Genomic DNA, 22,301 nt, shown 5'->3' with positions numbered 1-22,301 from the left:
GCCTAGCTACAGGCAGATTCCAACGCGACCAGCGATGTCGCAAGGAGTTTTCAATGAGTAAAGCAATAAGATGGTTAAGCCTTATTGTGCTCGGTCTGTTTGCATCCAGTTATGCACTGGCCGAAGAGACAGCCACCCTGCAGCCGCAGCAGTGGCAAACCATTCAGGAGCACGCCATCTCTGGTGATATTCCTGAGATCCGTGGCCTGCCGACTCAGCCTGAGCTGCTGATGCCGGCGTCGATTCCACAGCAGGCCGACGAGTCACTGCTGGGCTACCTGGGCGCAACCGATACCATCGCCTTCGCCCTGTTTGCCAGTCTGTTTGGCGTAACCGCCCTCTTCATCCTATTTGTGGTGGTGAACGGCGTATCCAAGCTGGACCATGGCTTCTCGGGTAAGCTGATCAAGCGTTGGTCTGGCCTTAGCGTCAGCGTGCACTGGCTGGGTGCCATCCCTTGTATCCTGCTGATCCTTACTGGTTTAGTACTAGGCGGCGGCCGCTTCTACTTCGAGCCTGGCATGAATGCCGGTTCCTGGTCAGCCCTGGTGGGTCTATCCAGCAGCCTACATGAGTTGATGGCCTTCCCCTTCATCCTAGGCTATGTGCTTATGGTCCTGATGTGGGCGCCTAAGCAGTTCCCCGCAAGCTATGACTTGAAATGGTTTGCCGTACTGGGCGGCTACATCAACTTCGGCAAGAAACAGCATCCCGATGCGGGCTTTGCCAACGCGGGTGAGAAGCTGTGGTTCTGGGTATTCGCCCTGTTCGGCGGTGTCATGGTGGTCTCTGGCCTGGCGATGATGTTCCCCGAGACCTATGGCGTCACCAAGAACACGGCCAACCTGATGCTGGTATTGCATATTGCCTCAACCGTCATCATCAGCGCCTTCTCTGTGGTGCATATCTTCATGGCGACCGTGATGTCTGAAGGCGGCATGTCAAACATGACCTCTGGCTACTGTGACGAAAACTGGGCCAAACAGCATCACAACCTCTGGTTCGCCGACCTGAAGAAGGCTGGCAAGGTTTAACCAAAACCCGGCCCATGGCAGATGTCATGGGCCTATTAACTTCCTTTTTTTAAACGCCTGCGGCGCCCCTATCCTCCATCGACAAGATGGCAGGAGGGAGACTCGCATGCCTAAGAAAACCAATTGAAGGCAGAAAGCCATGAAAAACCATAAGATTATTTTTCGCACCTCAATGATCGCCGCCGCAATGGCACTCGCTTCTACTCAGGGTTATGCCGCCGAGCAGCCCCTGAGTGAACAGGTCGAGGCACTCAACCAGCGCATCGCCCAACTAGAGACCCAGGCCGCACCATCACAGTTCAAGAACAGCGAAGTCAGCCTGTACGGCTCTATCCGTCCGACACTCAGCTACCTCGACGACAGTACAGATGAAACCTGGGATGTGAGAGACGCCCTCTCTCGGGTCGGCATCAAGGCCAGCACTGAGTTTGCCGACGGTTGGCGCGCCATCGCCCAAGGGGAATGGAGCGTCGATATCGCCAACTCAGGCAACTTCGGCAAGGCGAGACAGGCCTATGTGGCCATCGCATCCCCCTACGGCCAGGTGGGCATAGGTAAACAGCGTCCGGCCCAATACAGCCTGATCGCCGAATACGTGGATATCTTCAACCACGGCAACAGCCCCTATGCCTACGACCATGAAAGTCCCTTCTTCGTCGACAACTTCGTCACCTACAAGCTGGTCACTGGTGGCTTCACCTGGATGGCCGGCGCCCAGTTTGACGGTGATAAGGGCGACACAGGCGCGGATTTCGTCAACATAGGTGTAGGTTACGATGTCGGAGCCCTGCATCTGGGTCTGGGTTATGTTACCCAAGACAGCCTAGAGAACGGCCAGGTAAACGGCGACAACCAGACCCTGGGCGGTGTGGTGGCCTATACCTTCGATAACGGCCTCTACCTGGCGGCGAGCTACCAGGACAAGCAATACAACTTCGATAATCAGGTGCAACATGGCGATCGCAGCGGCAGCACCTTAGATACCGCCCTGGCCTACCCACTGAGCAATGAGTACAAGATCAAGCTGGGCTACTTCCAGTTTAAAGACGGTATCGAGGATATCAGCTCTATGGACTATGACGGCTTTAACACCACCCTGGAATGGAACCCGCTGGCCAACGTACGCGTACACCTGGAGTACCTGGATAAGAACTACGACAACCTAAACGACGATCGCGCCGTTACCGTCGGCTTCCGCTATGACTTCAACTTAAACTGGAAAGGCTAACCACCCGACCAAGCTCCCTCCAGAAGAGGCCATCTCTGGCCTCTTCTATTCCACACCTCATGGAGTTAGTAATTGATGGGATTCAAGAAATCACTCGTGGCCTCCATGGTCACTTTAGTCGCCCTCTGCCTGTTGATCTCGAACTGGCTCTCCTACGTCCAGATTAAAGAGGCCACCATCGCCAGGGTTAACGACAAACTCACCGGCGTCACCCGTAACGAGTCGGTAAAGGTTGCCACCTGGTTTGGCGCCAAGGCCCAGGCCATGGATGAACTGGCCCAGCACTACCGTCTGGGGAGTTACCAGGACAACTATGTCAACACGGCGCGTCTCGCCACAGATCTCTCCGGGGTCGCCCGTATCTATTTCGGCTTCGATGACGGCAGCGCCTACTCCACCGAAACCGGCGACAAGTGGCTCAACGGCAGGGCGATCCCCGGCATGTACGATCCCAGATCCCGCCCCTGGTATCAGCAGGGTAAGGCCACAACTCAGCTGGACGTCACCGACATCTACATAGACGACGGTACGGGCCACAAGGTGATCTCCATCCTGAAGAACCTGGGCGACGGCGTGGTCCTGGGTGACATAGAACTCACCTATCTTCATGATGTTGTCAGCGCCATCGATTATCCCGGGGCGGTCGCTCTCATCACAGATCAAACCGGCAAGGTATTGGCGTCAGACTCCCCCACCCTGATCAGTGGCAGCCGCTTCAGCGACTTCGGTCTGCCTCAGGTGCAGCAGAAGCTCATCGGCAGCGACGAGGTGATGCAGGAATATCGCATCGACGGCGTCGATAAGCTGGGCTTCTCTAAAGCCATCCCCCTGGTTAATGGCAAGCAGTGGTTCCTCTTCATCGGCCTGGATAAATCGAGCGCCTACGCCGTGGTCGATCAGGCCCTTACCAGCGCCCTCGTCTCTTCCGCCGTCATGTTGCTGTGCGCCATCAGCATCTTGCTTTGGGTCCTGTACCTCCTCTATCGCCCCATCTTGTCGCTCAAGGCCATGGTTACCGAACTGTCTAAGGGCAACGGCGATCTCACCAAACGACTCGAGATACATAGCGAGGACGATCTGGGGCAGATCTCCATGGGGATCAATCAGTTTATCGCCAACCTGCAGGCCATGATGCGCGAGGTGCTACAGGCCTCGGCCCATATCTCCGGCAGTGTCGAACGACTCAATGGGGAGACAGAGACCAATCGCCATATACTCTCTGCTCACACCAAAGAGACAGAGCAGATAGTCGCCGCGGTGGAAGAGATGAGTGCCACCGCCAACGACGTCGCCCAAAATGGCAGCGAGACCGCCTCCTTTACCCAACTCACCAACGAACAGGCGCTGGCATCGAAGCAGGTAGTGGCTCAAGCCACAGAGACAGTCAACCGCCTGGTTAGGGAGGTGGAACATACCGCCGACAAGATAGGCCAGATCGATCGTGACACCATCAATATCACCCAGGTACTCAAGGTGATTGGTGACATCGCCGACCAAACCAACCTACTGGCCCTAAACGCTGCCATCGAGGCCGCTCGAGCCGGCGAACAGGGACGAGGATTTGCTGTGGTGGCCGACGAGGTGCGGGCCCTTGCCGCACGCACCCAGGACAGCACGGCGGAAATTGAGGAGACACTAAGCAATCTCAGAGACGCCTCTAACAGCGCGATCCACTCGATGGAGGTCACCAAGCAGACTTGTCTGGAAACCGCGAGCACCACAGAGAGAGTCGCCACGGATCTCGACGCCATCGGCAGTTCGGTTAATCAGATCAACGACCTGAACACCCAGATCGCCACCGCCGCCGAAGAGCAAAGCTCTGTCTCGGCCGAGATCACCCGCAACATGAGCGCCATCTGCGACATGGCCAACGAACTGGCTCGCAGCGGCGAGTCGAGCCGCAACGAAACCGTTAACCTGGCCACCGCCAATCAGCAGCTGGAACAGATAGTGGGACAGTTCAAACTCGACTAAGTCTCGAGCATTAACCACTCACCGGGGCCTTCTGCCTGAAAGCCTCTTTCAACCTCTCCACTACTAAACGCAACGCCAGGGGCAACTGTTGCTGGTAGGCATGAATGGCAAACACCTCTCGCGACGGACCACTGTACTCGGGTAGCACCCGCTGCAGCTTGCCCTGGGCAAGCTCAGCCTCGATAAAGATAGAGGGCACCAGGGCAATACCAACACCTGCAATAGCGCTGTTGATGGCGCTGATGGAGGTGTTGACCTTGATCTCCTTAGCCGCCTCGAAGACCAAACCACCCTGCCCTTGCAGTACCAGAGGCCGCTGCCAGGGAAGGACGATTAAGCTGTGGCCCCGCAGACTCTCCGCCGTGATGCTGGCGCTGCGGTTGATATAACCAGGGGCGGCCACCAGGACGCTGTCGAGTCGGCCGATAGGAATCGCATGATAGCCGCTGTCTTTCTGTGGCCCGACGGAGATCGCCATGTCCAGGTTGTGCTGCAAGATATCCAGCCGGGCATCGTCATAATGCAACTCTGGCAGCAGCTGCGGAAACTCGCGGCAGAGTTCGGCAATGATGGGGGTGAGCAGCGGCGCCTCGAAGGCCAGGGGCGCGGTGATCGCCATGCGCCCACCGGGCACCGCCTGCTGGTCATGGGCCACCTCCAGGGTTTCGGTCAGCAGGCGCCACAGCTGACGGCTGCGCTGAGCCATCGCCTCCCCCTGGGTGGTGAGATGCAACTGGCGGGTACTGCGGGTCAGCAGCTTGACGCCGAGATCTTGCTCCAGCTGGCTCACATACTGGCTCACCGCCGACTTGGTATGACCGAGCGCCTCGGCCGCGGCGGTGAAGGAGCCCTGATTGACCACCTCGTCGAATACCAACATCTGATATGCCAGCCGCTTTTGTTCGTTTTTTCTGAACATTCTTATCAACCAAGACCTAAATATCACAATATAAAATAACAATAGACTGGCGCCTCAACAGTTTCAAGCGACTAGTCCTAATAACTAGTTCCAACGACTAATTCGAGTAGCTAACGAGGAGCCAACATGAGTCAATCTATCCGTCAAGCCGTCATGCAAGCCAGCCAAGCCTGGATTGCCGATTTCAACCGTCAGGCCTTTGCCGACTGTATCGCCCGCTATCTGCCAGGGGCGCAGATGCAGGTCTCTCCCTTCGGCCGTTTCGATGGCATCGAGGCGATCAGCCAGTTCTGGCTCGGCTTCGCCCAGCAAAATCCAGGGGAGCTGGTCTATCGCAATGTAGAGATCAAGGTGCTCAGCGACAAACAGGCAATCCTCTCAGCCAACTGGCGCATGAACATCGCCAGCGGGTTTATCAGTAAGGAGTTGTGGACCCTGGCCGACGACGGCCACTGGTATCTAGAAGAGGATGATTTTAGCGTGCTGACCCAGCTGAGCGAGCCCCTGGCGCCACGGATGCGCAGCGCCCTGGTGCTGGTAGATCTGCAAAACGACTATTTTAAGGGTGGCCGCTTCGCACTGGATAACTGTGAGGCCGCGGCGGCCAACGCGGCCAAGCTGCTCCATCATTTTCGCAGCAATCAACTGCCGGTGATCCATGTGCAGCATATCTTCAAGGATCCCGAGGCGAGCTTCTTCCAGGCAGGCACCCAGGGTGTGGAGATCGCCGACATGGTCGCGCCCAAGGGCAATGAGCCTGTCATCATCAAGCATCATGTGGACAGCTTCATCGACACTGCTCTGTCTCAGACACTGGTTGAGCTCGGCATAGACAAGCTAGTGGTCGTCGGGGCCATGGCCCAGGCCTGTGTGCAGACCCTGTGTCGCAGCGCCGTCAAGGCAGGCTTCGAGTGTGAGGTGATAAGTGATGCCATTGCAGCCCCGAGTCTCTCTTGGGAGAGTCAGGATCTGAGCGGCCAGCAGCTAGTGGCGGCGAATCTCATCTCCCTGAGCTTTGGCGGCGCCAAGGCCATCAGCCTGAACGACTGGCTGATTCGGGAACGACTGGCGGGCTAATGCAATTAAACAGTCAATCTAGCTGAAAATCGAGGCGTCAGTCGAACCAAGCCGAGCGCTTCTCGGCCGCCTGACGCTTCACGCTGTCATCGATATACATGCTGACCATGGCCAGCGCCGCGGCCAGGGCGCCGAGATCGTCTGAGAATCCCACCACAGGAGTGAGATCCGGTATGGCGTCCAGCGGCGTGATGAAATAAGCCAGGGCGCCGAAGATCACCGTCTTGGCCCACTTTGGTGTGTCCGGCCTTTGCGCCGCATAGTAGAGGCACAAGGCATTGTCGATCACCTCGCGCCCGGCCTGCTTTGCAAACTGCTTAACCTTGTGCCAAAAGCCCTCGTCGCTGTAACCATCGACCCCTGCATCACCATTTTGACCGCGATGTGAGTCGCTCATAAGAAGCTCCATGCAATAAAAAAGGGGAGTGGTTAAATACTCCCCTTTTTTTGTCGTTTTGACCAGAAGTTGTTTAGCGTTGATGCTTAGGCGTGGTGCCCCAGGCGTTCTTCATCGGACGCTTGCCAGGCTTACCAGCGCTTGCTTTGCCCGCGCTTCCCTTACCAGAAGCGCCCTTGCCTGCCGCCTGTCCCTGAGACTTGCTCTTACCTTGAGCATTGCCCTTACGCTCATCGAACTGGTTAGCGCTGAAACGGGTCACCGCCTTCTTACCCGCAGGTGTGTTAGCTGTCTTGGCACGATAGCCCTGACGTTCCTGGCGGGTCTCCGCCGGCACCAGACAGTTCACCCCGCCACCGATCAGATGTTCCTTGCCCATCTTGATCAATGCTTCGCGGATCATAGGCCAACCGGCCGGGTCGTGATAACGCAGCAGCGCCTTGTGCAGCTTACGCTGACGCCCGCCCTTAGGTACCTCAACAGTCTCACTGCTGTGCTTGACGTTTTTCAACGAGTTCAGCTCGGTATGATAAATCGTCGTGGCATTTGCCATGGGTGATGGATAGAAGTTCTGCACCTGATCCAGCTTAAACTTCTCGCCCTTGAGCCAGAGCGCCAGATTCACCATATCCTCATCCGTGGTGCCCGGGTGGGCCGAGATGAAATAAGGGATCAGATACTGCTTCTTGCCCGCCTCGGCAGAGTACTTGTCGAACAGCTCCTTGAACTTGTCATAGGTGCCCATGCCCGGCTTCATCATCTTGTTCAGCGGGCCTTCTTCGGTATGCTCTGGGGCGATCTTCAAATAGCCGCCCACATGGTGACTGGCCAGCTCCTTAACGTAGCGCGGGTCTTCCGTGGCCAGGTCGTAACGCACGCCCGAGGCGATAAGCACCTTTTTGATGCCCGGCACGTCGCGAGCGGCGCGGTAGAGATCGATTGTCGCCTGATGGTCGGTATCCAGGTGGCCGCAGATAGAGGGGAACACGCAGGAGAGTCGACGACAGGTACTCTCGGCCTTCACCGAGGTACAGCCCAGGCGATACATGTTGGCGGTCGGGCCGCCGAGATCCGAGATCACCCCGGTGAAACCTGGCACCTTGTCTTGAATGTCCTTGATCTCTTTGATGATCGAATCTTGCGAGCGGCTCTGGATGATGCGGCCCTCATGCTCGGTAATAGAGCAGAAGGAGCAACCACCGAAGCAGCCACGCATGATGTTGATCGAGGTCTTGATCATGTCATAGGCGGGGATCTTCTCCTTGCCATAGACGGGATGCGGCACACGCTTGTAGGCCAGGTCGAACACCCCATCCATCTCGTCGGTATTGAGCGGCCAGGCCGGTGGGTTTACCCAGATGGCACGCTCGGCATGGGGCTGGAACAGGGCACGGGCACAGCCCGGGTTCTGTTCCTGGTGCAAAATGCGCGAGGCGTGGGCATAGAGATACTTGTCGCCGGCGACCTTCTCATAGCTTGGCAGCAAGACATAGGTCTTCTCCCAAGGCTTAGGTCGTGGCGGCTGCACCGAAATTGGCTTAGGGGCGTCGTTATCGAACACCTTGGTATCGCTTGGGCCGGAGAGATTCTGACAGCCCACGTCGTCGGCGCCATAAGGATTAGGAATAGGGTCTATCTTGTGCAGCTGATCCAGCTTACGCGAATCCATCCCCTTCCAGCCATACAGGGGCTCTTTACGGATCACTGTGGTGCCGCGCACATCATGGATGTCACCGACGCTCTCACCGGCGGCGAGACGATGAGACAGCTCCACCAGCGGGCGCTCGGCGTTACCGTAAACCAAGATATCGGCCTTGGCATCTAAGATCACCGAGCGGCGTACCTTATCTGACCAATAATCATAGTGGGCGATGCGGCGCAGGCTGGCCTCGATACCGCCGATCACCACGGGCACCTGCTTATAGGCTTCTTTACAGCGCTGGGTATAGACGGTCACGGCGCGATCCGGACGCTTACCGCCCACGTTACCGGCCGTGTAGGCATCGTCATGACGCAGACGGCGCTCGGCGGTGTAACGGTTGATCATCGAATCCATGTTACCCGCGGTCACACCGAAGTAGAGGTTGGGCTTACCCAACTTCATGAAATCCTCTTTGCTCGACCAGTCTGGCTGAGAGATGATGCCGACCCTGAAGCCCTGGGCCTCCAGCATGCGGCCGATCACCGCCATCCCGAAGCTGGGATGATCTACATAGGCGTCACCCGTGACGATAATGATGTCACAGCTATCCCAGCCCAGCTTGGCCATCTCCTTGCGCGACATAGGCAAGAAGGGCGCCGGCTTTTCATTGCGGCCCAGATACTTGGGATAGGTAAAGAGTGTGGATTCGACCTGCATGTATGATACTGCCTAACTTTCAAACCAAAGAGTAAGTGTAGTCGCCAAGCGGCGACCACTAAAAGGAGGCGGAGTATAACAGCGAAACCTGCTTAAGTGTGAACAAAAAAGCAGCAATAATGGCGATTTTCTATGCCAAGATGAAATAAAACAGATTCACCACCGCCAGGGCCAGTATCACCAGCCAGCTGAGCAGCACGCCCCAGAAACGACCGAAATGATAGCCGCCACGCCCCTGGGTCAGGCCTATGGCGTGTAGGATGCGCGCCACCAGCCATAGGGTACCTGCCGCATGCAGATAGACGGGTGCCAAGCCGTTAAGCTCGGCGAGTAGCAACAATAGCAGCGCCATCGGGGCGTTCTCGATCAGGTTGGCATGTACCCGGTTGGCGAGGCGTAGCTCTTCGCTGCCACCTGAGCCCAAGCCTATCTTGAGTCCGCGCCTGAGGCGCACCACGCGATAGGTGAAAAACACCGCCATGATGGCCGTGAGAGCAATATAAAATCCCGAAACGCTTACCGACATATCTCTATCCTTAATGACACCAATTTAATTCACGCCAGACAGCAACCCTGGCAAATAACAGCCTTTAGTCCTATTAACTGAAAGCGTGGACAAGCCGGCGAAAAGTGCCTTGAAATCCTGCCCTTGGCTAACTTAACCCGAATTTAAAAAAATTCCCAAGCCATTAACCTTTTTGGTACAAGATAGGTTAAGATGCGCTCGCTTGAGCACCACCCCCAGATTTCACCATCATGGACTGTACAATTGGATAACGCAGAGTTTCTTGAAAAACGCAGATTTATCATAAAATTAGGTAAAGCCCTGCACAAGTTTGGTACCCCTGCCTACCGTCTAGAGGCCCATCTGCAATCGATCTCTAAAGTCTTAGGTATCGAGGGTTACTTTCTGATCTCGCCAACCTCCATGACCTTTGTGTTGCAACACGATACGGATCAGGAATACAACCATATGGCGCGCGTTAAGCCTGGCGAGCTGGATCTAGGCTCCCTGGCCCGTACCGACGAGTTGGTGGAAGAGGTTCTGTCTGGCAAGCGCACCCTGACCGAGGCACTGGAGCGACTCGAAGAGATCGCCAACAAGCCTAATCCCTATGGTCCCTTACTAACCCTGCTGGCCTTTGGCACCTCTGCCGGTGCCTTCGCCATGTTGATGGGCACCAGCTGGAACGACGTCTTCTGGTCGGCGCTGCTCGGCTTCATGGTCTATGGCCTTGTCTACCGCGCCGAACATTCCAAGCGTATGGCCGAGACCCTTGAGCCCTTAGCCGCCATCCTATGCGCCATAGCCGCCTGTGGCATCGCCTACTTCGACCCTTATATCAATATCCCCGTGGTGATCCTCTCGGGCATCATAGTCTTTATCCCCGGGCTGGCGCTCACCCTGGGGCTGGCCGAGCTGGCGGCGCGGGATCTTATCTCGGGCACGGCGCGTATCATGGACGCCTCCATGTTGCTGTTTAAGCTCTATTTCGGCGCCATTTTCGGCATGGTGATAGGCAATGCTATCTTTGGTGAGGCGATCTATTTCGAGCCAGAACCTCTGCCGCGCTGGGCCATCTGGTCCGCCGTGCCGCTGCTCTCCGCCGCGCTGGTGATCATCTTCAAGGCCAGGCTGAAAGACTCTCCCTGGGGAATATTCGCCGGTATCGTCGCCTTCTTCTCCGCCATGCTGGCCGGGATCTATCTGGGGGAATCTATCGGTATCTTCTTCGGCGCGCTGGCGGTGGGGATCTACTCTAACCTCTATGCCCGCTGGATGAAGTCGCCCGCCTCCATCGCCCTGCTACAGGGGATAGTGATCTTGGTACCCGGCAGTAAGACCTATATCGGCCTCAACACCCTGATCCTCGGCGAAACCATGCTCAATCAGTCCCATATAGGCACGCAGATCTTCCTGATCTTCATGTCGCTCATCGCCGGACTCATCTTTGCCAACGTCGCCGTACCGCCGCGTCGTACCCTCTAATTGACCAGCCAAGTCCTGATGCGGCCTAGACGCTTGCATCAGGATTTGCGCAAGTAAAATCATCAGCTTATTTTATCTTCGCCGCTTGACTATTTAGCGTTGCGGGTGTGTTATTAAATTGTGTCTAACTTATAACCCCCTGAGTTCTCCTTAACGATAAAAGCAAAGATAAGGATGATCGCTATGCTGACTGGTGCGCGCTACTCTCTGCTGTTTGGCTGCCTATTGGCGAGCGGCCTGTACGCGGCCGAGCCACAGCAAGTAAGCGCATCAGATAAAGCGGTAGACGCAGATGCATCGACTCAGCAGCACAACTCGAACGGCAGCCCCGCCGACGAGGCACAGCTCAATCAGAAGAAACCGATCAACAAGATCGTGGTGGTCAGCAACGCCATCTTCGACGAGTCGGATCCCGACGCCTTCTTTATCCATCGCTGGGCCAACTACCTGCATATCAACACGCGGGAGTCGACCATACTCAACAAACTCAGCTTCAACGACAAGGACAAGGTGTCGCAGAAAGATCTCGACGAGGCCCAGCGCATCCTGCGTTATGAGCCCTACATTCGCGATGCCAGGATCAACTTTGCCCAGCGCGATCCAGATGCCGGTGCAGAGGAGACTGGCGAAGGCGAGACCATACTGGTGGAAACCTGGGACAACTGGTCGCTACTGCCCACCTTCAGCGCCGGTCACAGCGGTGGCGAGAGCAAGTTTTCCGTCGGCATCAAAGAGGATAACCTGCTGGGGCTAGGGGTACGTACCCGCCTGAAATATAAGTCGACCGCCGATCGCACCGGCTATCAGCTGGCCTTTCGCGTGCCCACCGACTGGCTGGTGAAGCACTCGACCCTCACCGCCAACTTTTACGACAACAGCGACGGCCAGGCGACCATCTTAGACTTCACTAAGCCCTTCTATCGTCTGGATACCAAAGACATGTATTCGGGCCACTTTATCGATGATCTGCGCACCGACACCATCAGGCAGAACGGCTTCGACGTGAACGAGTTTGAACATAAGGTAGAGTACGCCAACGCCCAATATGGCTGGCGTCTGAACAAGGTGGACGACTGGCGCTCGCGCATCATAGTCGGGGTAACCCAGGACAAACATAGCTTCGCCAATATCCCACAGTTCCCCACCAGCGAGCTACCCCAGGACAGGGACTTCCTCTACCCCTGGGTCGCCTATCAGTTTATCGAAGACGACTACAAGGTGCTCAACAACGTCTATCTGATCAACTACAACGAAGACTTCAACCTGGGTTGGCAACACTATGTCAAACTCGGCCTGGAGACCCAGGACACGGCCGGCAGCAACCCCCTGGGCTACCATGTCAACTGGTACTCCTCCCGCGGTTATAAGGGCGACGATCAGCTGATCTTGCTCAGAATGGATGGCGAAGGGGTATTCGCCACTAGCCAGCCCGACTACTTTAAGGTCAACGCCACCGCCGAGTACTTCTACCAGATCAATCCCAAGTGGACCGCCTACTCAAAGGTGCGCCTAAGCACCTCGCAAAACAACTACTTGGACGCACCCTTCGCCATGGGAGACAATACTGGCGTGCGCGGCTACCCCAACGACTACCAGCATGGCGATAATCAATGGTTATTCAGCGCCGAGATTAGAAACTATCCCAACATCAACCTATATCAACTGGCCGAACTCGGCTGGGCGGTCTTTACCGATGTCGGCCAGGCCAGCGGCGGCCCGGATCAAGACAATGAAACCTCAGGCCCTATCGGCAGCGTCGGCATAGGTGCCCGCATCTACTCCTCCCGCTCCAGCTATGGCAACGTGGCCCACATAGATCTCACCCTCCCCTTTACCAGCGGCGCCGAGGTGAACAGCTGGGAATGGCGCTTCCAGGTAAAGACCCATTTTTAGCCCCAGCGCAGATCCCTGCCCAGCGACTAAACTGATAGGTGTCGTGGCCATAAAGGTAGAACGCGCATCATGATCTCGCCAAAACTCAGAATATTGTTATTGATCATGCTTTTGCAGCTGCCGCTTTCCTCATGGGCCGAGGCAAGCGATCTCAATATCGTCTATCACGACTTCGCTCCCTTTAGCTATAAGGACAGTCGAGGTCGGGCCCAGGGGATATTGGTGGAACTGACCCAGGCGGTCTGCCTGCAATGGCCGGGACGTTGCGACATCTCGATTCGTCCCTATCGCAGGGCGATGCACATGTTTTCCAGCGGCGAGGCTAAGGGGATCTTTCTCGGCTGGAACCGGGAGCGGGCCGAGTCCATGTGGTTCTCCCTGCCGCTGGTGCAGACGGAATACGGCTTCTACACCTTAAATGACTTTCCGATCACCGACCTGAGTCAGCTGGCGGGTAAGGTGATTGGCGTCTATGGCCCCTCCAACACCTACACCTCGCTCATGCGCCAACAAGAGAAACTTAAACGCATGTCGCTGCCGCCCCTGCTCACCGACATCTATCCCCAGGGCGATGCCTTACCGGTTCGCATGCTGCAGAAACGCAGGTTCGACGCCTACTATGTCAACAAGGATGTGGGCCGTTTCTACGCCGGACAGGTTGGCTTGAGCCAGCTGCATTATCTCAGCGCCGAAAGGGCAATTCTGTACTGTGTCGCCTTCAACAAGGCTTTCACCGACAGCGAGACGGTGCGCCAGTTTAACCACCTGTTTCTCAGGCTGTTACAGGAAGGTCGCCTGGATAAGATCTACCAGAAATATCAGATGCAGCCGATCCGCTTGCCACAAACAGATTTTACTCCCAAGAGCATGCCTTACTAGGATTTCGAGATATTAGCAGCGAGAGATCGGCTGTAAAAAAGAAAAGGCCCGTCTGTCAAAAACAAACGGGCCTTACTAATGTGTTGAGTTGGCCGATAAGCCGGGTCCTGTCGTGGACAGTTATTCATCTAGGCCTGCAATCGCTCACAGGCTCAAGCGACCTACCCGGTTCCAACGCGAGCCACGCATTAATTCCTAAGAATAGTGGAACCCTATTTGGTCTTGCTTCGGGTAGAGTTTACCTTGCTACGGACTGTTACCAGCCGCACGGTGCGCTCTTACCGCACCCTTTCACCCTTACCAATCCGAAGATTGGCGGTCTTCTCTCTGCTGCACTTGTCGTCGGTTCACACCGCCCAGGCGTTACCTGGTACCCTGCTCTATGAAGCCCGGACTTTCCTCCCCGCTCTATTGAGCGCGGCAACTGTCTGGCCAACTCGGCGCGGATTATAGCCTAATGCGACGCGGCGCACCACCATATATTGGCGTAGTGCCTTTCGACTAGAGATCCAGCTCGAGGCCTAGCTTATAGAGGGCGTTCTTCTTCAGCCCATGGATCTGCGCCGCCAGCGCCGATGCCTTCTTCAGCGGCAGCTCCTGACTCAGTAGCTTTAGCGTCTCCAGCGCCTGGGCGGGCACGCTGGCATCTTCATCTGTGCGATGACCGTGGCACATGAGCACGATTTCGCCCTTCTGCTGGTTGGGATCCTCACTCACTGTCGCCAACACCTCAGCGGCGGGGCCAGAGAGAAAGGTCTCGAAGGTCTTGGTGACTTCACGGGCCATCACCACCTGACGATCGCCCCCAAGCGCCGCCACGATAGAGGTTAGGCTGTGAACGATGCGATGTGGCGACTCGTAGAAGATCAGGGTACGGGGATCTTCTTTCAGTTCGGTCAGCTTATCGAGACGTCCCTTCTCCTTGGCGGGCAGAAAACCCTCGAACGAGAAGCGATCCGACGGCAGCCCAGAGGCGCTCAGCGCCGTGATGGCCGCACAGGGGCCCGGCAGCGGCACCACCTTGAAACCGGCTTCACGCACCTGTGACACCAGATGATAGCCAGGGTCGGAGATCAGCGGCGTTCCCGCATCGGAGATCAGCGCCACAGACTCACCATTGGCCAGCTTCTGGATGATCCCCAGGGCCCGGTCGCGCTCGTTGTGATCATGCAGCGCCGTCTTGCGGGTCTCTATGCCGAAATGGCTCAGCAATTTACCGCTATGGCGGGTGTCCTCACAGGCGATAAGGGAGACCTGATTCAATACCTCCAGGGCGCGGCTGCTGATGTCTCCAAGGTTACCGATTGGAGTAGGAACTATGTAAAGTGCGACCGACAGGTCCATATCTACCTCTGTAATGATTGTCACAAGACTTTCGTCAGGCGTAAGAGAAGGTTAAACTACAGCCAGCATCTTACCAGAGTGAAGTCCTGTGTTAAAAAGACTGAATACAACTAAATTAATCTCCGCCGCTGTGTTGGCCACAGTATTATTCGGTTGTGCCACGGCGCCAACCCCAGTGAAAGAAACCAGCACCCAAGTTTCTTTGGTGAATGCCACCCAAAGCCCTGCAGAGTATCTGGCGGATGCCAAGCAGGCTACCGATGCCGAGCAGAAGAACCGTCTGATGCTGCTCGCCGCTCATGCCTTTATCAATCAAGGCGACACAGGCAATGCCAGCAAGACGCTAGCGGCCGTAAAACCTAGCCTGGTCAACAAACCCGAGATCCTGGCCGAGCACAGATACCTGAGCGCCAGAGTGCTGGAGCAAACGGCCAACTATGATCAGGCACTAGCTCAACTCAATTACCCCAGCCAGTGGCGACTCGCCAACTGGCAGATGGTCTCCTACCATCAACTCAAGGCGCGTCTGTTTCAGCTGAGCAAATCGCCAATCGAGCAAGCAAAAGAACTCACTCTGCTGGCGACTTATCTGCCGAGCACCGAGGCGAGTGAAGTCAACGACGAGATCTGGGGCATATTGCAGCCCCTGCACGAGCAGACACTGCTGGCCTTTAGTCAGGATAGCAGCAACCCCATCTTTGCCGGCTGGCTGCAGCTGGCCTATATCGCCAAGCATTATGCCATAGACCCTCAGCAATTAGTGCAGCAACTGGGTAACTGGCAGCAAGATAATCCGGGCCATCCGGGCGCCAAGAAGCTGCCGACGGATCTGGAGCGCGCGCTGAATACCAAGCCCTACAAGCCAAAGAGAATTGCCGTCTTGCTGCCGCTCACCGGCCCGAGAGCCGCCATCGCCGACACGGTCAAGCAGGGGATCATCTCCAGCTACCTGACCAATCCGGACGACTCGGTATCGGTTAACTTCTTCGACACGGCCCAAGGCGCCGAGCTTGCGCAGCAGCAGGCGATTGCCGCCGATGCCGATTTCATCATAGGCCCACTGCTACAGTCTGAGGTGGAGAGCCTGATGCAGGCGGAGGCGAAAGCCAGCCAGCAGGCCGATGGTCAACAGCAGCCTGGCGCTCAAGCACAGGCTCAAGCTCAAGCTCAAGTACAGCCTAAGGTGCCCCAGCTGTTCCTCAACCATGTGGACAGCTTCACGCCATCGAACGACCAGTTCTTCTTCGCCCTCTCACCCACCGACGAGGCGGTAGATGCCGCGCAGAAGCTCTATAACGACGGCATAGAGAAGCCGCTGCTGCTCGCCAGCGACGACGCCGTGGGTCGCCGCATGGCCGAGGCCTTTAACGGTAAGTGGCAGGAGCTCACCCATGAAGAGGCCGAGATCCACTACTACAAGCGCGGCGACGAGATGAAAGTGACTGTGCAGAAGTCTCTAGGGGTGATCGACAGTAAGGAGCGTATCGCCCGTATCAAGGCGCTGCTGGGCAATAAGATCGAGGCCGACTTTAGATCCCGCCGCGATATCGACGCCATCTATATGATCGCCAGCAGCCAAGATCTGCCGCTGCTCAAACCCTTTATCGACGTGAATTTCAGCGTGTTTGCCGAGCCGGTGCCCCTATACACCACCAGCCGCAGCCGTATCGAGAGCCAATCACGCACCGCCGCCCAGGAGCTGAATAACCTGACCATCAGCGATATTCCCTGGTTGATCGAGACTAACGCCGAAACCGCCGAGGTCGCCCGTCTCTGGCCGACTTGGGGTAATAGCCAGAAGCGCCTGTATGTGATGGGGTTTGATGCCCTGCAACTGGTGAGCAAGCTGGCACAGATGCGTGCCCTGCCCGGCTACCAGTACTCGGGTCGCAGCGGCCTGCTTTCTGTGTCGCCCGATGGTACGATTAACCGTCAGCTCAGCTGGGGACGTTACCAGCGAGGCAATTTGAGACCCCTATGACGAGTGCCGAGCACCTCACCAAGGGTCAGCAGGCGGAAGATCGCGCGCTGGCCTATCTGGAACAACAGGGGCTCAAACTGGTCGAACGAAACGTACGCTACCCATTTGGCGAAATTGACCTCATAATGCGCCAAGGTCACAAATGGATTTTTATTGAGGTAAAATACCGCCAATCGAAACAGTTTGGCGGTGCGATACAGGCAGTTAGCCGAGGCAAGATAGCAAGGCTTAATCGGGCGGCAAGCCATTATATGCAGCGCAATCAGATAGATGCGCAGTGTCGCTTCGATCTCCTGGCCATAGATGGCGAAGACATTCAGTGGATCACCAACGCCTTTTAGTGCTCCACTCAGCCACCACTATGCAAGTGAAGGCTTGTTAAACAGTTTTATTTTTGAAGGATAATTCCATGTTAGAACGTATTAAAGACAGTTTTACCCACTCAATCCAGACCAAGATCGATGCGGCTGAGGCACTACCTGAGTCTATTGAGAAAGCGGCCGAGATGATGGTGCAGTGCCTGCTTGGCGGCAACAAGATCTTAGCCTGTGGTAACGGTGGCAGCGCCGGCGATGCCCAGCATTTCTCTGCGGAGCTGCTAAACCGCTACGAGATCGAGCGTCCACCACTACCGGCCATCGCACTGACAACCGACACCTCGACCATCACCGCGATTGGTAACGACTACAGCTATGACGAGATCTTCTCTAAGCAGATCCTGGCACTGGGTCAACCTGGCGACATCTTGCTGGCCATCTCGACAAGTGGTAACTCGGGTAACGTGATCAAGGCGATGGAGGCGGCACTGAGCCGTGACATGACAATCGTGGCCCTCACGGGTAAGGATGGCGGCGCCATGGCCGGCCTGATGGGCACAAACGACGTAGAAGTACGCGTACCTTCAAACGTCACCGCGCGTATTCAAGAAGTACATCTGTTAGTGATCCACTGCCTGTGCGACAACATCGACCGCACCCTCTTCCCCCAGGATGACCAGGCATGAGAGCTCTGCTCCCAATCCTAGCCGTACTCTTGCTGTTACAAGGCTGCGCCGGGGCCGTTATGGTCGGCGCAGTGGGTGGGGCCATGATGGCCAACGATGAACGCAGCTTCTCGACCCAACTGGACGACACCAACGCTGACTTTCAGATCGCCAGTGCCCTGGCGGCACACGAAGATATTAAGAACCAAACCAATATCACTGGTGTGGCGATGAACGGCAACGTGCTCATGATAGGCCAGGCGCCAAGCTCAATGCTGCGTGACAAGGCGATCAACACAGTGCAAAAACTTAACCTGGGCGGCAAGATCCACAATCAGATCCGCATAGGTAACCCGACCTCCTTCACCACCCGCAGCAACGACACCTGGATCACCACCAAGGTGAAGACACGCATGCTCAACGACAAAGATCTGGATGTCACCCGCATCAAGGTGATCACCGAAAATGGCGAGGTCTTCCTTCTCGGTGTCGTGAGTCGCGATCAGGCCGATCTGGCGGTGGATATCGCCCGTAACACGGCCGGTGTACGCAAGGTCATCAAGGTCTTCGATACGCCAAACAGCTAGCACGCCGGGCGCTTGCTGCGCCTAGGCGAGCCTGGCTTTCCTCACCTTACGCCATCTTCGCGTCAGCACAGGCAATAGTATGGTCGGCAACACGATCAGGGCGGCGCCCAGCCAGCCTAAAGGATCCAGCCACTCGTCGAACCAGAGCCAGCCAAACAGCACACAGAACAGCAAGCCGCTGTATTCGGCTACGGCGATCTCGCCCGCCTGGGCCTTACGATAGGCCAGCACGCTAAAGAGCTGGTAGGCGAGCAGGAAAATGTTGCTCAGCACAGCAATACCCAATACCGGCCAACTAAAGCCCGCGAATCCCTGCCAGGCGGCGAATCCTATCACTAAAGGCAGGCTCAAGAGGTTGTAGCAGATCACCGTGACGCTCGCCGCCTCACTGCTGGGCAGCCATCTCAGCATCAGCTGATTAGCCGCAAAGACGATGGCCGACACCAATACCGCCAGCGCCGCCAGGTTCATCTCGCTCGGCCTGAGTATGATGAGAATACCGATGAAACCGAGCACAGTCGCCAGGATCTGCTGACCACTGAGTCGCTCCTTGAGGAACAGCATGCCCATGACGATGATCATCAAGGGCGCTGAATAGAACAGCGAGCTGACCGTCGCCAGGGGCAAGGAGAGCAAGCCGAGGATCAGCAAGAGTCCACCGACCGCGCCGCTATTGGCCCGAATCATGTGTAGCTTCAAGAAGCCAGTTCTCGGCCGATCGGCATACAACCAGAGCGGCAACATCATCACGATCGCCGTCACCTGACGCAGCAGCAGAAACATGGTGGCATCGCTCTGCGCTGGCAGCCACTTGATCGACACATCATAGAGGGCGCTAAACACATTCCCCAGCAGCAAGAGGCCGAGACCTAACATCAGATTGCGCTGCATCACAGCCTCCATTATCAAGATTCATCTGGCTGCATGATAGCGAGCAAGATACTGTAGCTAAAATGATGATTTCTTATCATATATGAATTAAATTCATCTATTGAAACAGGTATAGGAGACACTTGATGAGAAAGATCCCCCCACTCAGGGCGCTGCAGGTATTCGAGGCCGCCGCCCGTTTGCAGCACTTCTCCCGGGCCGCGCAGGAGCTGTGCATTACCCAGAGTGCGGTGTCTCATCAGGTTCGTCTGCTGGAGGAACACTTCGCCCTGCCCCTGTTCAGGCGCGAGGGCCGTAGCCTGAGACTAACCGACAAGGGCGAGCAGCTGTTTCAGGAGACGGCCAGGATCTTCAATGAGTTGGGAGAGCTAAACCTCAGGTTACTGGGCGAGAAGCCAGAGGCCCTGCGCCTGGCGGTCTACAGCTCCTTCGCGGTAAAATGGCTGATCCCCAGGCTCAGCGGCTTTCGCCGCCTACATCCCGGGATTCAGGTACGCCTGGATATGATCACCGAAGACCCTGTGTTGTCCCATAGCAGCGCCGACATGTTTATCACGGGCCAGCAAGATCAGAAGGGCTACTGGCAACAGCTACTGCACGCCGAGCGCTTGATCCCCGTCTGCAGCCCGGAGCTTATCAGCAGCGGCGACAAGCTGGATCTCGACTGGCTCAGCACCCAGCAGCTGCTCACCGTCGACGAGGGCCCCCTGGGGCTGGACTGGCAGCGATGGTGTCAACATAACCAGCTACCAGACCCCAAGGAGCATCAGCAACAGCTCTTCAGTCATGTGTTGATGGCGATCGAGGCAGCGATTGCCGGTCAGGGGGTGGCCTTGGCCTCAGACTTCATGGTGCTGGATGATATCGCCAAGCAGCGCCTGGTGGCCCTGCCCTTTGCCGGCATAGACACCGGCTTCGAGTTTAACTTCCTCTGCAAGCAGCGCCGCCTGCAGGAACCCGCCATCGCCGCCTTCGTCCACTGGTTGACGCAGCAGCACTAGCGAGTCCTCCTTAATATTTATCCATAAAAAAAGCCGGCTGATGCCGGCTGTTTTATTTGCTCGATTAGAGCAGTAGACCTATCTTTTCGTAGACCTTCTTCAGGGTCACCTCGGCGCGGGCCTGAGCCTTCTCGGCACCTTCGTGCATCACCTGATTGAGGAAGCTCTGATCGGCTCTATACTCCTTGAAGCGCTCCTGCAGCGGCTCAAGCATGCCGACAACCGCTTCACCGGCAGCCACTTTAAGATGACCGTACATCTTACCTTCGAACTCAGCTTCCAAACTCGCAATGCTCTGACCGGTCACGCCTGACATCAGGCTCAGCAGGTTAGAGACGCCTGGCTTGTTCTCGACATCGAAACGCACTACTGGCGGCTCGTCGCTGTCAGTCATCGCCTTCTTCAGCTTCTTCATGACCGCCTTAGGATCTTCCAACAGGCCGATCACATTGTTGCGGTTGTCGTCAGACTTAGACATCTTCTTCAATGGATCCTGCAGCGACATCACCTTGGCACCCAGCTCAGGAATAAAAGGCTCGGGAATGGTGAAGGTCTCGCCATAGGCATTGTTGAAACGTGTCGCGATATCACGAGTGAGCTCAAGATGTTGCTTCTGATCTTGACCCACAGGGATCTCGTTTGCCTGGTACAACAGGATATCAGCCGCCATCAATACCGGATAGCCGAACAGGCCAACGTTGATATTGTTGGCATGTTTCTGCGACTTGTCCTTAAACTGTGTCATGCGGCTCAGCTCACCCATCTGGGTGTAGCAGTTCAGCGCCCAACCCAGCTGAGTGTGCTGCGGTACCTGCGACTGAATGAAGACGGTACTCTTCTTAGGATCGACACCACAGGCTAGGTATAGGGCCAAGGTATCTAAACAGGCGTCACGCAGCTTCTGCGGATCTTGACGTACGGTAATGGCATGCAGATCGACCACACAATATAGGCAATCATGACTATCTTGCATCGCAACCCACTGACGTAGTGCACCCATGTAGTTACCAATGGTCAATTCACCTGACGGTTGGGCACCGCTAAGCACAATAGGTTTAGTCATAAAATTTATTGCTCCAATACTATTTGGCTGTCTGTTATCTGCGCCAATACTTCGCTAAATGTGTTACAAACGGCCGTCGGGCCGCTGAGCCCAATATCTTCACCGTAGTTGTACCCGTAGGTCAAGCCGATCGAGGAAATACCCGCCGCTTTCGCCGCTAAAATATCGTTTCGGGAGTCGCCCACCATCAAAAGCTGCTCATCTTCGAGCTGCCATGCCTGTTTGAGATGAGTCAGCGGCAGGGGATCCGGCTTCATCTTCTCCAGCGAATCACCACCCAGCACCTGATTGAACAGATGAGCTATGCCGAAGGCCTCCAGCAGAGGCACGGTGAAGCGATAGGGCTTATTGGTGACAATCGCCAGTTGGTAACCCAGCGACACCAGCTGCTCGAGTACAGACTTAACACCATCATAGAGGCGGCTATGCTGCTGCAGGTTTTCCTCGTAATGCTTACTAAATAGCGGCATTGCGGCATCGATTTCGTCCTGTGTTGCCGCCTCACCTCGGGCGAAGGTCAAGGCGCGCTCCACCAGCTTGGCGGCGCCATTGCCGACCCAACTACGCACCTGATCCTCGTCGCATAGGGGCAAGGCCAGCTCGGCGAGCATGCCTTGGGTGGCGGCGGCCAGATCCGGCACACTGTCGATAAGCGTGCCGTCGAGATCGAAGGCGATCGCCTTAATTGATTGGGCTTTCATA

At 56.3% G+C, this 22,301-nt stretch carries 20 protein-coding genes and 1 other RNA gene; 12 read left to right on the top strand and 9 right to left on the bottom strand.

Features of this window, described 5'->3' with window-relative positions:
- Positions 1–53 precede the first annotated feature (53 nt).
- The 3 genes from K0I63_RS01265 to K0I63_RS01255 all read left to right on the top strand — a co-directional run bounded on the left by K0I63_RS01265 (position 54) and on the right by K0I63_RS01255 (position 4,236).
- Complete coding sequence (locus K0I63_RS01265; protein WP_011864046.1) at positions 54–1,034, top strand: formate dehydrogenase subunit gamma; 981 nt, start codon at positions 54–56, stop codon at positions 1,032–1,034.
- A 139-nt stretch (positions 1,035–1,173) separates the two neighbouring features.
- Entirely contained in the window at positions 1,174–2,262 is a 1,089-nt protein-coding gene (locus K0I63_RS01260) for a porin (protein WP_220082266.1), read from the top strand.
- A 75-nt stretch (positions 2,263–2,337) separates the two neighbouring features.
- The gene (locus K0I63_RS01255; protein ID WP_220082265.1) at positions 2,338–4,236 is read left to right on the top strand and encodes a methyl-accepting chemotaxis protein; all 1,899 of its coding nucleotides are present in this window, start codon (positions 2,338–2,340) and stop codon (positions 4,234–4,236) included.
- A 10-nt stretch (positions 4,237–4,246) separates the two neighbouring features.
- Here the strand turns inward: K0I63_RS01255 and K0I63_RS01250 are convergent, their stop codons facing one another.
- Positions 4,247–5,155 carry a LysR family transcriptional regulator gene (locus K0I63_RS01250; RefSeq protein WP_258406916.1) on the bottom strand — a complete coding sequence of 303 codons (909 nt, stop codon included), beginning with the start codon at positions 5,153–5,155 and terminating at the stop codon, positions 4,247–4,249.
- Between the two features lie 126 nt (positions 5,156–5,281).
- Here K0I63_RS01250 and K0I63_RS01245 point away from each other — a divergent pair, with 126 nt between their 5' ends.
- Positions 5,282–6,232, top strand: coding sequence for a cysteine hydrolase family protein (locus tag K0I63_RS01245; protein ID WP_220082263.1), 951 nt, complete (start codon positions 5,282–5,284; stop codon positions 6,230–6,232).
- 37 nt (positions 6,233–6,269) lie between these two features.
- Here K0I63_RS01245 and K0I63_RS01240 read toward each other — a convergent pair whose 3' ends face one another.
- The 3 genes from K0I63_RS01240 to K0I63_RS01230 form a co-directional block, all read right to left on the bottom strand.
- A complete protein-coding gene (locus K0I63_RS01240; protein ID WP_220082262.1) occupies positions 6,270–6,629 on the bottom strand; it encodes a YkvA family protein in 360 nt (119 codons plus the stop codon).
- 73 nt (positions 6,630–6,702) lie between these two features.
- A complete protein-coding gene (locus K0I63_RS01235; RefSeq protein WP_220082261.1) occupies positions 6,703–8,988 on the bottom strand; it encodes a YgiQ family radical SAM protein in 2,286 nt (761 codons plus the stop codon).
- 130 nt (positions 8,989–9,118) lie between these two features.
- Positions 9,119–9,514 carry an MAPEG family protein gene (locus tag K0I63_RS01230; protein WP_220043920.1) on the bottom strand — a complete coding sequence of 132 codons (396 nt, stop codon included), beginning with the start codon at positions 9,512–9,514 and terminating at the stop codon, positions 9,119–9,121.
- Between the two features lie 243 nt (positions 9,515–9,757).
- On the opposite strand from K0I63_RS01230, the gene K0I63_RS01225 reads away from it, so the two are divergent.
- The 3 genes from K0I63_RS01225 (at position 9,758) to K0I63_RS01215 (ending at position 13,750) form a co-directional block, all read left to right on the top strand.
- Positions 9,758–10,978, top strand: coding sequence for a threonine/serine exporter family protein (locus tag K0I63_RS01225; RefSeq protein WP_041406264.1), 1,221 nt, complete (start codon positions 9,758–9,760; stop codon positions 10,976–10,978).
- A gap of 183 nt (positions 10,979–11,161) precedes the next feature.
- Positions 11,162–12,871: a ShlB/FhaC/HecB family hemolysin secretion/activation protein gene (locus K0I63_RS01220; RefSeq protein WP_220082260.1), complete on the top strand. Its 1,710-nt coding sequence runs from the start codon at positions 11,162–11,164 to the stop codon at positions 12,869–12,871.
- A gap of 69 nt (positions 12,872–12,940) precedes the next feature.
- The gene (locus K0I63_RS01215; protein ID WP_220082259.1) at positions 12,941–13,750 is read left to right on the top strand and encodes a substrate-binding periplasmic protein; all 810 of its coding nucleotides are present in this window, start codon (positions 12,941–12,943) and stop codon (positions 13,748–13,750) included.
- 80 nt (positions 13,751–13,830) lie between these two features.
- Here the strand turns inward: K0I63_RS01215 and rnpB are convergent.
- An RNA gene (gene rnpB / locus K0I63_RS01210) (RNase P RNA component class A) lies at positions 13,831–14,190 on the bottom strand.
- A gap of 61 nt (positions 14,191–14,251) precedes the next feature.
- Complete coding sequence (gene rsmI / locus K0I63_RS01205; protein WP_220083351.1) at positions 14,252–15,094, bottom strand: 16S rRNA (cytidine(1402)-2'-O)-methyltransferase; 843 nt, start codon at positions 15,092–15,094, stop codon at positions 14,252–14,254.
- An 88-nt stretch (positions 15,095–15,182) separates the two neighbouring features.
- Here rsmI and K0I63_RS01200 point away from each other — a divergent pair, with 88 nt between their 5' ends.
- The 4 genes from K0I63_RS01200 (at position 15,183) to dolP (ending at position 18,644) form a co-directional block, all read left to right on the top strand.
- A complete protein-coding gene (locus K0I63_RS01200) occupies positions 15,183–17,075 on the top strand; it encodes a penicillin-binding protein activator (RefSeq protein WP_220082258.1) in 1,893 nt (630 codons plus the stop codon).
- Positions 17,072–17,416, top strand: coding sequence for a YraN family protein (locus K0I63_RS01195; protein WP_220082257.1), 345 nt, complete (start codon positions 17,072–17,074; stop codon positions 17,414–17,416). Before K0I63_RS01200 ends, K0I63_RS01195 begins: the two co-directional genes overlap by 4 nt.
- Before the next feature lie 68 nt (positions 17,417–17,484).
- Positions 17,485–18,078: a phosphoheptose isomerase gene (locus K0I63_RS01190; protein WP_011864032.1), complete on the top strand. Its 594-nt coding sequence runs from the start codon at positions 17,485–17,487 to the stop codon at positions 18,076–18,078.
- A complete protein-coding gene (gene dolP / locus K0I63_RS01185) occupies positions 18,075–18,644 on the top strand; it encodes a division/outer membrane stress-associated lipid-binding lipoprotein (protein ID WP_011864031.1) in 570 nt (189 codons plus the stop codon). Before K0I63_RS01190 ends, dolP begins: the two co-directional genes overlap by 4 nt.
- Before the next feature lie 21 nt (positions 18,645–18,665).
- On the opposite strand, the gene K0I63_RS01180 is transcribed toward dolP, so the two are convergent.
- Positions 18,666–19,535, bottom strand: a complete 870-nt coding sequence (locus K0I63_RS01180; RefSeq protein ID WP_220082256.1) for a DMT family transporter — start codon at positions 19,533–19,535, stop codon at positions 18,666–18,668.
- Between the two features lie 125 nt (positions 19,536–19,660).
- Here K0I63_RS01180 and K0I63_RS01175 point away from each other — a divergent pair, with 125 nt between their 5' ends.
- A complete protein-coding gene (locus tag K0I63_RS01175; protein ID WP_220082255.1) occupies positions 19,661–20,536 on the top strand; it encodes a LysR substrate-binding domain-containing protein in 876 nt (291 codons plus the stop codon).
- Between the two features lie 64 nt (positions 20,537–20,600).
- Here the strand turns inward: K0I63_RS01175 and trpS are convergent, their stop codons facing one another.
- Together trpS and K0I63_RS01165 are read right to left on the bottom strand one after the other, a co-directional pair.
- Positions 20,601–21,599, bottom strand: coding sequence for a tryptophan--tRNA ligase (trpS, locus tag K0I63_RS01170; protein ID WP_011864028.1), 999 nt, complete (start codon positions 21,597–21,599; stop codon positions 20,601–20,603).
- 5 nt (positions 21,600–21,604) lie between these two features.
- Positions 21,605–22,300 carry a phosphoglycolate phosphatase gene (locus tag K0I63_RS01165; RefSeq protein ID WP_220082254.1) on the bottom strand — a complete coding sequence of 232 codons (696 nt, stop codon included), beginning with the start codon at positions 22,298–22,300 and terminating at the stop codon, positions 21,605–21,607.
- Between the last annotated feature and the right edge of the window lies 1 nt (position 22,301).

It is taken from the genome of Shewanella rhizosphaerae (assembly GCF_019457655.1).
GTDB classification, from domain to species: Bacteria; Pseudomonadota; Gammaproteobacteria; order Enterobacterales; family Shewanellaceae; genus Shewanella; species Shewanella loihica.
The sequence above is the reverse complement of the archived record's forward strand: the minus strand, read 5'-3'. Positions and strand labels throughout refer to the sequence as shown.

What these genes read in the sequence shown, in the direction of transcription:
- K0I63_RS01265 (WP_011864046.1), top strand. Translation starts at nt 54, where the DNA reads ATGAGTAAAGCAATAAGATGGTTAAGCCTTATTGTGCTCGGTCTGTTT.
- K0I63_RS01260 (WP_220082266.1), top strand. Translation starts at nt 1,174, where the DNA reads ATGAAAAACCATAAGATTATTTTTCGCACCTCAATGATCGCCGCCGCA.
- K0I63_RS01255 (WP_220082265.1), top strand. Translation starts at nt 2,338, where the DNA reads ATGGGATTCAAGAAATCACTCGTGGCCTCCATGGTCACTTTAGTCGCC.
- K0I63_RS01250 (WP_258406916.1), bottom strand. Translation starts at nt 5,155, where the DNA reads ATGTTCAGAAAAAACGAACAAAAGCGGCTGGCATATCAGATGTTGGTA.
- K0I63_RS01245 (WP_220082263.1), top strand. Translation starts at nt 5,282, where the DNA reads ATGAGTCAATCTATCCGTCAAGCCGTCATGCAAGCCAGCCAAGCCTGG.
- K0I63_RS01240 (WP_220082262.1), bottom strand. Translation starts at nt 6,629, where the DNA reads ATGAGCGACTCACATCGCGGTCAAAATGGTGATGCAGGGGTCGATGGT.
- K0I63_RS01235 (WP_220082261.1), bottom strand. Translation starts at nt 8,988, where the DNA reads ATGCAGGTCGAATCCACACTCTTTACCTATCCCAAGTATCTGGGCCGC.
- K0I63_RS01230 (WP_220043920.1), bottom strand. Translation starts at nt 9,514, where the DNA reads ATGTCGGTAAGCGTTTCGGGATTTTATATTGCTCTCACGGCCATCATG.
- K0I63_RS01220 (WP_220082260.1), top strand. Translation starts at nt 11,162, where the DNA reads ATGCTGACTGGTGCGCGCTACTCTCTGCTGTTTGGCTGCCTATTGGCG.
- K0I63_RS01215 (WP_220082259.1), top strand. Translation starts at nt 12,941, where the DNA reads ATGATCTCGCCAAAACTCAGAATATTGTTATTGATCATGCTTTTGCAG.
- rsmI (WP_220083351.1), bottom strand. Translation starts at nt 15,094, where the DNA reads ATGGACCTGTCGGTCGCACTTTACATAGTTCCTACTCCAATCGGTAAC.
- K0I63_RS01195 (WP_220082257.1), top strand. Translation starts at nt 17,072, where the DNA reads ATGACGAGTGCCGAGCACCTCACCAAGGGTCAGCAGGCGGAAGATCGC.
- K0I63_RS01190 (WP_011864032.1), top strand. Translation starts at nt 17,485, where the DNA reads ATGTTAGAACGTATTAAAGACAGTTTTACCCACTCAATCCAGACCAAG.
- dolP (WP_011864031.1), top strand. Translation starts at nt 18,075, where the DNA reads ATGAGAGCTCTGCTCCCAATCCTAGCCGTACTCTTGCTGTTACAAGGC.
- K0I63_RS01180 (WP_220082256.1), bottom strand. Translation starts at nt 19,535, where the DNA reads ATGCAGCGCAATCTGATGTTAGGTCTCGGCCTCTTGCTGCTGGGGAAT.
- K0I63_RS01175 (WP_220082255.1), top strand. Translation starts at nt 19,661, where the DNA reads ATGAGAAAGATCCCCCCACTCAGGGCGCTGCAGGTATTCGAGGCCGCC.
- trpS (WP_011864028.1), bottom strand. Translation starts at nt 21,599, where the DNA reads ATGACTAAACCTATTGTGCTTAGCGGTGCCCAACCGTCAGGTGAATTG.
- K0I63_RS01165 (WP_220082254.1), bottom strand. Translation starts at nt 22,300, where the DNA reads ATGAAAGCCCAATCAATTAAGGCGATCGCCTTCGATCTCGACGGCACG.